Below are 12,683 nucleotides of genomic sequence, written 5' to 3'. Positions count from 1 at the left end.
GGGGCGAGGAATGGCCGGTTTTCCGAGCCGAAACATCCATCCAGACACCTGCCACACAAAGCCGGGACATCGCCATCATCGGCCTCTCCGGCCGTTACCCCGGGGCCAACGACGTCAACCAGTTCTGGGACAACCTCGCCGCCGGACGCAACTGCATTTCGCCGGTGCCGGCGGAGCGCTGGGACCACAGCCGCTACTTCGACGAACGCAAGAACCAACCCGGCAAGACCAACACGCAATGGGCGGGCTGGCTGGACGATATCGATAGCTTCGACCGGCTGTTCTTCAACATCCATCCGCGCGAAGCGCAGCTGATGAGTCCGCAGGAGCGGCTGTTCCTGCAAGAGGTGTACGCCTGCATCGAGGACGCGGGTTACACGCCGGAAAGCCTGTGCAGGAGCAGAAAGATCGGCACCTTCGTCGGTGTGTTGAACGAGCACTACGCCACCGGCGTGCGCTTCTGGTCGTTCGCCAACCGCGTGTCCTACCTGTTCAACTTCCAGGGCCCGAGCATGGCGGTCGACACCGCGTGCTCGTCCTCGCTGACGGCCGTGCACCTGGCGATCGAAAGCCTGCGCAGCGGCGACAGCGAGGTCGCCATCGCCGGTGGCGTGAACCTGATCAGCGCGCCCGCACACCTGATCGACCTGTCTTCGCTGATGCTGTTGTCGAGTGGCGACCAATGCCGCTCGTTCGGCGCGGACGGCGACGGTTTCGTGGACAGCGAAGCGGTGGGTGCGCTCGTGCTCAAACCGCTGCATCGCGCGGTGGCTGATGGTGACCATATCTATGGCGTGATCAAGGGCAGCGCGATCAACGCAGGTGGAAAGACCACCAGCTACATGACGCCCAACCCCAACTTGCAGGCGCAGGTGGTGAGCGATGCGCTACAGCGCGCCGGCATCGATGCGCGCTGCGTGAGTTACGTGGAAGCGCAAGGCACCGGCAGCAGCCTGGGTGATCCGATCGAAATCGCAGGCCTGACCAAGGCGTTCCGCCACTGGACGCAGGACCGGCAGTTCTGCGCCATTGGTTCGCACAAGTCGAACGTGGGCCACAGCGAAAGCGCAAGCGGCTTCGTCGCCATCAGCAAGGTGCTGATGCAGATGAAGCATCAAACGCTGGCGCCTACGCTGCATGCGGGCACGCCCAATCCGCATATCAAATTCGCCGACACGCCATTCGTGTTGCAGCAGAGCCTGGCGCACTGGCCGCGCCCGATGGTAGGTGCGGATGGCGAACAACGCGAAGTGCCGCGCATCGCGGGCGTTTCTTCGTTCGGCGCGGGTGGCGCGAACGCGCATGTGGTGATCGAGGAATACGTGGCGCCTCCGAGTCTGGATGAGCCCGCGCAAAACCCGGCGATGATCGTACTGTCCGCACGCAATGCGGAGCGCTTGCAAGAGCAGGCACGACGGCTGCTGGCGGCGATCGCTTCGCCACATGCCGGCGCTGACCTGACGCTGGCGAATATCGCGTACACCCTGCAGGTTGGCCGTGAAGCGATGGAGGAGCGACTGGCCCTGCTGGCCGATTCGCTGGACGATCTGCAACGGAAGTTGACGGCGTTCGTCGCGGGCGATGAAGACATGGAAGGCATCCATCGCGGTCATGGCAAGCGTGGCGCCTTGTCGATGCTGTCGGGCGACGAGGATCTGGCCGCGATGGTCCAGGCGTGGGTCGCCAAGGGCAAGTTCGGCAAGCTGCTGGACCTGTGGGTGAAGGGCCTGGGCATCGATTGGAATGCGCTGTATGCGAACGCGCGTCCGCGCCGCATCAGCCTGCCCACCTATCCGTTTGCGCGGGAACGCTACTGGACCGACGTGCCTTATCCGGATGCCCCGGAGTTTGCCGTCGCTCACGCATTCGCCCGGCACGAACTGCCTGCCGCGGCATCGGCGGAACAGGGCGCGACGCAGGTCGTCAGCCGTATCGACGCGCTCACGGCGATGTGGCGGGAATTGTTTGGCCGTCCATCCGTGGAAAGCCACGACCATTTCTTTGAACTCGGTGGCGATTCCCTGCTCGCTACGCAACTGGTTTCGCGAATCCGCGCCGAATTCGGCATCGACCTGCCAGTGCAAAGCATCTTCGAAGCGCCCACCGTGAAGGCGCTGCTGGCACGCATCGAAGCGCTCGGTACGGCATCGGTGACGCCGAACCTGGAGGCGATACCACTGGCGCCGCGCGACCAGCCGTTGCCGCTGTCGTTCGCGCAGCAACGCTTGTGGTTCCTCGACCAGTTCGAAGCGCAGCGCGCCATCTACAACATCCCGGCGGCAGTCTGCCTGAGCGGCCGGCTCGACGTCGATGCATTGGCGAAAACGCTCAACGACATCGTGCGCCGGCATGAAGCATTGCGCACCACCTTCGCGCTGCATGACGGCGAACCGGTGCAGGTGATTGCGCCGCACGCATGGCTGTCGATGGCGATCGTCGACCTCAGCGAGCTGCCTGGCGAGGAGCGCGAAGCGCGGGCGCGCCTGCGCATGCAGGACGAGGCGAACCGGCCCTTCGATCTAACCACCGGCCCGCTGGTCCGCTTCAGCCTGGTCCGCCTGGCCGAACGGGAACACATCCTGCTGCTGACCATGCATCACATCGTGTCGGACGGCTGGTCGATGAGCGTGGTGGTACGCGAAGTGGCTGCGCTGTACGGCGCCTTCCTGCAGGGTGAACCGTCGCCGTTGGCCAGCCTGCCGATCCAGTACGCGGACTTCGCCCACTGGCAGCGGCACTGGCTGAGCGGCGAGGTGCTCGCGCAGCAGTTGCGCTACTGGAAGCAGCAACTGGCCGATAGCCCGACGCTGCTCACCCTGCCCACCGATCACCCGCGGCCGGCACGCTTGAGCCACGCCGGCGCCACGCTGCCATGGAGCTTGCCCGCCAGCTTGGTGGTACCGCTGCAGGCGCTGGGCAGGACGACGCAAAGCACGTTGTTCATGACCCTGACGGCCGCGTTCAATGTGCTGCTGGCCCGCTATGCCGGGCAACACGACATCTGTATCGGCACCCCGATCGCCAATCGCAACCGCAAGGACATCGAAGGACTGATCGGCTTTTTCGTGAACACGCTGGTGCTGCGTACGCAGGTCGACCTGACGCAGGATTTCCACACACTGTTGCAGCAGGTGCACCAACATACGCTGGAAGCGTATGCGCACCAGGACGTGCCATTCGAGCAACTGGTCGAAGCACTGCAGCCGGAACGCCACACCAGCTACACGCCGCTATTCCAGGTGATGCTGGTGTTGCAGAACACGCCGATGGATGCGCTGGCGTTGCCGGGTTTGTCGATGGCCTTGCTGGACAACGACATCGCCACCGCCAAGTTCGACCTGACGTTGTGCCTCACCGAGCATGAGGACGGCCTGCACGGTTACTTCGAATACAGCACCGACCTGTTCGAGCGGCACACCATCGAACGGATGGCGGATCACTTCACGCGTCTGCTGCTGGCAATCGTCGCTGATCCGGCTTGCGCGATCGGCGAGCTGAACATGCTGGGCGACGCCGAGCGTCAACAACTGCTCTACGGCTTCAACGACGCCGCGTCCGTTTATCCCGTGCAGACACCGGCATCGCTATGCATTCACCGCCGCTTCGAGCAATGGGCTGCGCAAACGCCCGCAGCGCCAGCCGTGCTCGATGGCGAGCAGGCTTGCAGTTACGAGCAACTCAATCGCCGCGCCAATCAGCTGGCACATCTGCTTCGCGCACGCGGCGTGCAAGACGGTGATGCCATTGCGGTGGCGTTGCCACGCAGCGTGGACCTGGTCGTCGCGGAGCTGGCGGTGGTCAAGGCCGGCGCGGCCTACGTGCCGCTGGATGCGGTGCTGCCCATCGAGCGGCAAATGCACATGCTTGAGGATTGTGGCGCGCGTTGCATCATTACGCACAGTGATGTCGCCGTGCCCGATGGCTACGAAAGCGTGACGCTCGATCAGCCCACGACACGCGAAGCATTGGCGCGGCAGCCGGCGCACAATCCCGCCGCCACCATCGATGGCGAGGCTTGCGCGTACATCATGTACACCTCCGGTTCGACCGGACGCGCCAAGGGTGTGCAGATTCCGCATCGCGCGATCGAGCGCCTTGCCATCGCCAACGGCTATCTCGATCTGCAAACCGACGACCGCTTCGCCTGTGCGGCGAATCCGGCGTTCGACGCCAGCACACTGGAAATCTGGGGGCCGCTGCAGAATGGCGCCGCCATCGTGATCGTCGGTCAGGACGACCTGATGCAGCCAGGCCGGTTGGCCGCGCTGATCCGCGCACGGGGCATCACGTGCATGTGGATGACGGTGGGCTTGTTCAATCAGTACGCGCAAGCGCTTGGCGATGCGCTGACCCATTTGCGTGCGCTGCTGGTGGGTGGCGACGTGCTCGATCCGCACATCATCGGCCAGGTGTTGCAGAACCATCCGCCGCAGCGTCTGATCAATGGCTACGGCCCCACCGAAACGACGACTTTCGCGGCCACCTACGACATCACGCAGGTGTTGCCGGGCCGAAGCATTCCAATTGGACGTCCAATCGGCAGAACCTGCATCTACCTGCTGGACCGCAACCTGCAGCCGGTGCCGATCGGTGTTGCGGGCGAACTTTATATCGGCGGTGCCGGCGTCGCGCTCGGATACATCCATCTGCCCGCGTTGACGCACGAGCGATTCATTGCCGATCCGTTCGCGCCGCCCGGCCATGCGCACGCCCGCCTGTACAAAACCGGCGACCTGGGACGCTATCTGCCCGACGGCACCATCGAGTTCCTGGGGCGCAGCGATTTCCAGGTGAAGATTCGCGGCTTTCGCATCGAACTCGGCGAGATCGAGGCCAAGCTGCAAGTCTTGCCGGCGATTCGCGAAACCACCGTGCTGGTGCGGCAGGACGATGCCGGCGACAAGCAACTGGTCGCCTATCTGGTGCCGCATGAAGGGCAGGGCGTGCCTGATGTGCCCACATTGCGTGCGCTGCTGTCGCGCGAACTGCCCGACTACATGGTGCCCGCCCATTTCGTCACGCTCGACCGCATGCCGCTGACACCGAACGGCAAGATCAACCGCAAGGCGTTGCCTGTGCCGGACACGACGCGCGCCGATGCCGCTTACGTAGCGCCGCGCAATGACGACGAACAGAAAATGGCCGGTATCTGGAGCGAGGTGCTGAAACGCGAGCACATCGGTATTCACGACAACTTCTTCGAACTTGGCGGCCATTCGCTGCTGGCGACGCAGTTGCTGTCGCGCATCTGCGCGTCGTTCGAGACCGATCTGCCGTTGCGCGCGATCTTCGAGACGCCCACCTTGGCCGAGCTGGCGGTGCGCGCCGGCCAAGGTGAAGGCGTGCCGGCCATCGCGCCCATTCCGTGCATCGAACGGGATCGACCGTTGCCGTTGTCATTCGCGCAACAACGCTTGTGGTTCCTCGACCAGTTCGAAGTACGGCGCACGATCTACAACATCCCGGCGGCGATTCGCCTGGCGGGCGATCTGGATGCCGACGCGCTGTCGCGCGCACTCAATGAGATCGTGCAGCGCCATGAGGCATTGCGCACCACCTTTGCGCTACATGACGGTGAACCGGTACAGGTGATTGCGCCGCATGCATGGCTGTCGATGGCGATCGTCGACCTCAGCGAGCTGCCTGGCGAGGAGCGCGAAGCGCGGGCGCGCCTGCGCATGCAGGACGAGGCGAACCGGCCCTTCGATCTCACCACCGGCCCGCTGGTCCGCTTCAGCCTGGTCCGCCTGGCCGAACGGGAACACATCCTGCTGCTGACCATGCATCACATCGTGTCGGACGGCTGGTCGATGGGCGTGGTGGTGCGGGAAGTAGCCGCGCTGTACAACGCCTTCCTGCAAGGTGAGCCTTCGCCGTTGGCCAGCCTGCCGATCCAGTACGCGGACTTCGCCCACTGGCAGCGGCACTGGCTGAGCGGCGAGGTGCTCGAGCAGCAGCTGCGCTACTGGAAGCAGCAACTGGCCGATAGCCCGACGCTGCTTACCCTGCCGACCGATCATCCGCGGCCGGCATGCATGAGCCATGCCGGCGCCACGCTGCCATGGATGTTGCCATCCACATTGGTAGCGCCACTGCAAGCGCTGGGCAGGGCGACGCAAAGCACGCTGTTCATGACCCTGGCGGCCGCGTTCAATGTGCTGCTGGCGCGCTATGCCGGGCAGCACGACATCTGTATCGGCACCCCGATCGCCAATCGCAACCGCAAGGACATCGAAGGACTGATCGGCTTTTTCGTGAACACGCTGGTGCTGCGCACGCAGGTCGACCTGACGCAGGATTTCCACACACTGTTGCAGCAGGTGCACCAACACACGCTGGAAGCGTATGCGCACCAGGACGTGCCATTCGAGCAACTGGTCGAAGCCCTGCAGCCGGAACGCCACACCAGCTACACGCCGCTGTTCCAGGTGATGCTGGTGCTGCAGAACACGCCGATGGATGCGCTGGCGTTGCCGGGTTTGTCGATGGCATTGCTGGACAACGACATCGCCACCGCCAAGTTCGACCTGACGCTGTGCCTGACCGAACATGAGGACGGCCTGCACGGCTACTTCGAATACAGCACCGACCTGTTCGAGCGGCACACCATCGAACGCATGGCGGATCACTTCACGCGCCTGCTGCAGGCGATCGTCGCTGATCCGGCTTGCGCGGTCGGCGAGCTGAACATGCTGGGCGATGCCGAGCGTCAACAACTGCTCTACGGCTTCAACGACACCGCCAAGGCCTATCCGGGAGTGCGTCCTGGCGCGCATACCTTGCAGCAGTTGTTTGAAGCGCAGGTTGCGCGGACACCGGAGCGCGTCGCGCTGATCTACGAAGACATGTCGTTGAGCTACGCCGAGCTCAATGCGCAAGCCAACCGCCTCGCGCGGCATCTGCGCACGCTGGGCGTGGGCCCGGACAGTCCGGTCGGCCTGTGCGTAGAGCGTTCGCTGGAGATGATCGTAGGGCTGTACGGCATCCTGAAGGCGGGCGGCGCCTATGTGCCGCTGGAGCCGGGCTATCCAACGGACCGCCTTGCCGCCATCGTGGAGGACGCCGAGCTCAGCGTAGTACTGACCCAACAACACCTGCGAGAACGGGTGCCGAGCATGCCGGGCGTGTGCGTCGTCGCGCTGGACGGCGACGCATCCACCTTGGCGCGCTACGACACAGACGATCTCGACCATCACGTGCAGCCCGATCACCTGGCGTATGTGATCTATACCTCCGGTTCCACCGGCAGGCCCAAAGGCGTAGGCATCGATCACCAAGGCATCGTCAATCGCCTGCAATGGATGCAGGACGCCTATCCGCTAACGGCGTCGGACCGTGTGCTGCAGAAAACGCCTTTCAGTTTCGACGTGTCGGTGTGGGAGTTTTTCTGGCCGCTGCTCGAAGGCGCCACCTTGGTGGTGGCGCGTCCGGGTGGCCACCAGGATGTGACGTACCTGGCCGAGCTGATCGATGCGCAATCGATCACGACGCTGCATTTCGTGCCGCCGATGCTGGACGTGTTTCTCAACGAGGCCGGCGAATGTGGCCGCTCCTTGCGCCAGGTGATGTGCAGCGGGCAAGCCTTGCCGCTGGAGTTGCAGCAGCGCTTCTTCGCACGTTGGCCGCACCTCGCCTTGCATAACCTGTATGGCCCGACCGAGGCGTCGGTCGATGTCACCGCGTGGGAATGCCGCAACGACCGCGCACTGGCATGCGTGCCGATCGGACGGCCGATTGCGAACATCCAGATCCATATCCTGGATGACGCGCTCCATCCGGTGCCGGTGGGTGTGGTCGGTCATCTGTACATCGCGGGCGTGGGTTTGGCGCGTGGTTACGTCCATCGCCCCGCGCTGACCGCGCAGAGTTTCATCCCGAATCCGTTCAGCGCCGTGCCCGGTGCGCGCATGTACCGCTCCGGCGATCTGGCGCGTTATTTGCCGGACGGCAGCATCGAGTATCTGGGCCGCAGCGATCATCAGGTAAAGATTCGCGGCCTGCGCATCGAATTGGGGGAAATCGAAGCGTCCCTCGCGGCGATGGAAGGCGTGCGCGACGTGGTCGTGCTGGCGCGAACGGACGAGCGGAACATCGCGCGCCTGGTTGCCTATCTCGTGGCGCACGACGCGCAGACGTTGCCGGATGAGGCGGAGCTGCGAACGCTGCTGTCGCGGAAACTGCCTGACTACATGCTGCCCAGCCACTTCATGACGCTGGATGCCATGCCATTGACGCCGAACGGCAAGATCGACCGCAAGGCGTTGCCGGCACCCGACCTCACGCAAAGCAGCAGGGCATTCATTGCCCCGCGTACACCGGACGAGCAGCGGATGGCGGCGATCTGGGCAGACGTGCTCAAGCTGGACCGCATCGGCATCCACGACGATTTCTTCGAACTCGGCGGCCATTCGCTGCTGGCGACGCAACTGGTATCGCGGATCGCCACGGTGTTCCAGGTGCGCGTATCGCTGCATGCGATTTTCGATGCGCCAAGCTTGATCGAGATGGTCCACCATGTCGTGCCGGCAAGCACGGAAGACGAAACCCCGCCGCAAACGCCAGTGCCGGCGGGCGAAACCTTTCCGCTGTCGCTCGCGCAACAGCGGCTGTGGCTGCTGGATCAGTTCGAAGGCCAGAACGCCGCGTACAACATGCCGGTGACCCTACGACTGAAAGGCGAACTGCATCGTGACGCCCTGGAGCGTGCACTCAACGACGTCGTGCAGCGACACGACGTGCTGCGTGCCTGCTTCGAAAGCGTGGATGGCGCGCCGATGCAGCGCATCCTGCCGCGCATGGCATGGCCGCTGGCGCATCACGACTTGCGCCACATGGCGAAGCCTGCACGCGACGCCGCGGCGAAGGCGCTGATCGTCGACGAAACACGCACGCCGTTCGATCTGCAGACCCCGCCGTTGGTACGCGGCGCGCTCGTGCAATGTGATGCGCAAGAACACCTGTTGCTGCTGACCATGCATCACATCGTGTCGGATGGCTGGTCGATGGGCATCCTGATGCGGGAAGTCGCCGCGTTCTATGCGCATCATGCGCGTGGCTTGCCGCTGGCATTGCCGCAGCTACCCATGCGCTACGTCGATTTCGCCAGCTGGCAGCGGCAGTGGCTGGGCGGGGAGGTGCTGGCGCAGCAACTGGATTACTGGAAGCGGCAACTGGCGGGCAGCCCGGCATTGCTGGCGTTGCCGACCGACCGACCGCGTCCGTCCGTACAAGGCCGCAGCGGCGCTTCGCTGACGTTGGCGGTGCCGGCGGAACTGAGCGACAAGCTGAAGGCGTTGAGCAGGAAATCCCATGGCAGCCTGTTCATGACCTTGTGCGCGGCCTTCAACGTTCTGCTCGCGCGTTATACGGGGCAAACGGATATCTGCATCGGTACGCCCATCGCCAACCGCAACCACGGCGACATCGAAGACCTGATCGGCTTCTTCGTCAATACGCTGGTGCTGCGCACGCAGGTCGACCTGACGCAGGACTTCAACACGCTGTTGCAGCAGGTGCGCCAGCACACGCTGGATGCCTATGCGCATCAGGACGTCCCGTTCGAACAACTGGTGGACGTGCTTCAGCCGGAACGGCATGCGAGCTATACGCCCTTGTTCCAGGTGATGCTGGTACTGCAAAACGCACCGATGGGCGAATTGGCGCTGCCGGGCCTGTCCATGCAGCTGCTGGACCATGAAAGCGCCACCACCAAGTTCGACCTGACGCTGAGCCTGATGGAGGGCAGGGACGGCCTCAGAGGCCATCTCGAATACAGCACCGACCTGTTCGAGCGGCGCACGATGGAGCGCATGGCCGATCATTTCACGCGCCTGTTGCAAGCGGTCGTCGCCGATCCGCGCTGTGCGGTCGGCAAGCTGGCGATGCTGAGCGCGGCCGAACGCGATCATCAACTGCGCACGCTCAACGATACGGCCACTGCCTATCCCGGGCAGCCGCAGACCTTGCACCAGTGCTTCGAGGCGCAAGTGGTGCGTACGCCGCATGACGTGGCCGTGATTCACGCGGACATATCGCTGAGCTATGCACAGCTCAACGCGCGTGCCAATCGCCTCGCGCACCATTTACGCCAGCTTGGCGTCGGCCCCGGTGCACGGGTCGGCCTATGCATGGAACGCGGCGTCGACATGATGATTGCGCTGTACGGCATCCTTAAAGCGGGCGGCGCCTACGTGCCGCTGGATCCGGCGTATCCGCCGGAACGGCTGGCGATGATCCTGGACGATGCCGGGCCCGCCGCAATGCTCACGCAACAACACGTGCGCGATCGCGTGCCGGTGTTGCCGGGTGTGCCGGTATTCTGCATCGATGGTGAAGCTGACCTGCTGCACAGCTACGCGGAGGACAATCTGCCGAACCACACGCTGCCGGACCACACGGCTTACGTGATCTACACCTCCGGTTCCACCGGCAAACCGAAGGGCGTGATGGTGCCGCACCGTTCGCTGCTTCATTACGTGTGGCACTGCGTACGCGAATACGTGCGCGATGACATCGCCGGTGCCGTGGTGAGTTCACCGCTGGGCTTCGACGCAACCGTGACCACGCTGCTGCCGCCGTTGCTGGTGGGCAAGCCGGTCGTGTTGCTGCCGGATGACGAGCGCACGCTGCCGCAACTGTCGGCGCGATTGTTCGCGCCGGGCGCGGCATGGCTGTTCAAGATCACGCCGGCGCATTTGGAAGCGCTGTCCTATCTGGGCGAAGCGGTAGCGGTGGATGAAGCGGGCGTGCCGGGCGCGGCCGCGCATTGCATCGTGGTGGGTGGAGAACAGCTCACGCTGTCCACGCTGCGCCGCTGGAAAGGCAAGCTGCTTCCCGCGGCAACGTTCGTCAACGAATACGGCCCGACCGAAACAACGGTGGGCTGCTGCGTGTGGCGGCTGTCGGATGCGGCAGTGCTGGACACGCTCGATGGCACCGCGGCGCCGATCGGCCGCGCCATCGGCAACACTCAGTTGTACGTGCTGGGCGAATGCATGCAGGTGCAGCCGCTTGGCAGCGTGGGCGAACTCTACATCGGCGGCGCGGGTGTGGCGTTGGGTTATCTGCGGCGCGCGGAACTCACCGAAGAACGCTTCGTAGCCGATCCGTTCGGCCAGCCCGGTGCACGCCTCTACCGAACCGGTGACCTGGTGCGCTACCGCGCGGACGGCGAGCTGGAATTCCTGGGCCGCCGCGACGATCAGGTGAAACTGCGCGGCTTCCGCATCGAGCTGGGCGAGATCGAACAGCAACTGTCGGAGTTGGCAGACGTGCAAGCGGCCGCGGTGATGTTGCGCGAAGACACGCCGGGTGAAAAACGGCTGGTTGCCTACGTGGTGCCCGCGCAGGAGCGTGAGCAGGACGCCTCCACCATCGCGGCGACCTGTCGCACGGGCCTGTCGCAGCGATTGCCGGAATACATGCTGCCTACCGCCTTCGTCGTGCTGAAGGCATTGCCGCTGACCGTGAACGGCAAAGTGGACCGCAAGGCACTGCCGGCGCCGGACCCGATGCAGATGCAGAGCGACGCCACCTATGTCGCGCCGCGCACGCCGACCGAACAGATCATGGCGGACATCTGGGCGGATGTGCTGGGTGTCGGCAAAGTCGGCGTCTTCGATGACTTTTTCGAACTGGGCGGACAGTCGTTGCTGGCCACACAGATGATGTCGCGCATAAAGCGCGCCTTGCACGTCGAGCTGCCGCTACGCACCGTGTTCGAAGCGCCGACCATCGCGGCATTGATGTCGAAGATCGCCGATGTCGATATCGGCACCGTTGCCGAGCCTGCCGTGCCAGCAAGCCATCGTTCTTCGCCGAACCTGGTGCCGATCCGGAAAGAGGGCGATTTGACGCCGCTGTTCCTCATTCATCCCATCGGCGGCGAGGTGCAGTACGCGTTGGACCTGGCCCGGCATCTGGATGCGAATCAACCCGTCTATGCCCTTGCGGCAAGCGGCATCGCCGCAGGCGAAACACCGCATGCGAGCATTCGCGAGATGGCAACCTGTTATCTCAAGCAGATACGGCAGGTGCAGGCATGTGGCCCGTACAAGCTGGCGGGTTGGTCGCTGGGCGGCATGATCGCCTATGACATGGCCCACCAATTGCGTGCCGGCGGCGAAAACGCGCGCTTCGTGGGCATGATCGATACGGGCAACAGCCGCTCGCTGCGTGCGCAACGGCGCGTAGAACATAGCTTTGAAGAGCGCATCTTTGAATTGGACGCGTGCAGCGCATTGCTGCAATGGGTTGTCGATCTGCATCCGGACATCGTCGACGCGCGGCAGCATGCCGCTTACGACGAGTTGATGGCGCTGCTGGAGCGCAAGGATGTCGATGCCATGATCGAGGCGTGCCAGCGCGAATCGCTGTTGCCGGCGCACATGGACATGGCGCTGGTGCGACGAATGCTGGCGGTCTACCAGGCCGGTGCCAATGCCGTTGAAGCGTACGACGCGCCGCCGGTCGACGTGCTGGTGACGTACTTCTCCGCGGACCGGGACGAGGGCGAGGATCTCGCGGCGGGTTGGCGCGACCTGCTCGGCACCCGCCTGGACGTGGCGAGAATCGGCGGCAGCCATCACTCGATCGTGAAACCGCCGCATATCGAAAAATTGGCGCGCGAAATTTCACGCAGGATCAGAAGCCACTCGCCCAGCGGCGAACTGTCGCTTGCATGA

1 protein-coding gene (running past one end of the window) is annotated in these 12,683 nt (G+C 64.1%); it reads left to right on the top strand.

Annotated features, from left to right (window positions below):
* Window positions 1–12,683, top strand: the end of a protein-coding gene (locus tag IEX75_RS16665) for a non-ribosomal peptide synthetase (RefSeq protein WP_188795839.1). 23,116 nt of this gene lie to the left of the window's left edge; 12,683 of the gene's 35,799 nt are visible here — the last part of the coding sequence; its start codon lies off the left edge, out of view; its stop codon occupies window positions 12,681–12,683.

Source organism: Dyella nitratireducens, from assembly GCF_014642835.1.
In the GTDB taxonomy this organism is placed as follows: domain Bacteria; phylum Pseudomonadota; class Gammaproteobacteria; order Xanthomonadales; family Rhodanobacteraceae; genus Dyella_B; species Dyella_B nitratireducens.
Note: the sequence above shows the minus strand (reverse complement) of the source record. Positions and strands in the feature narration are given on the sequence as shown.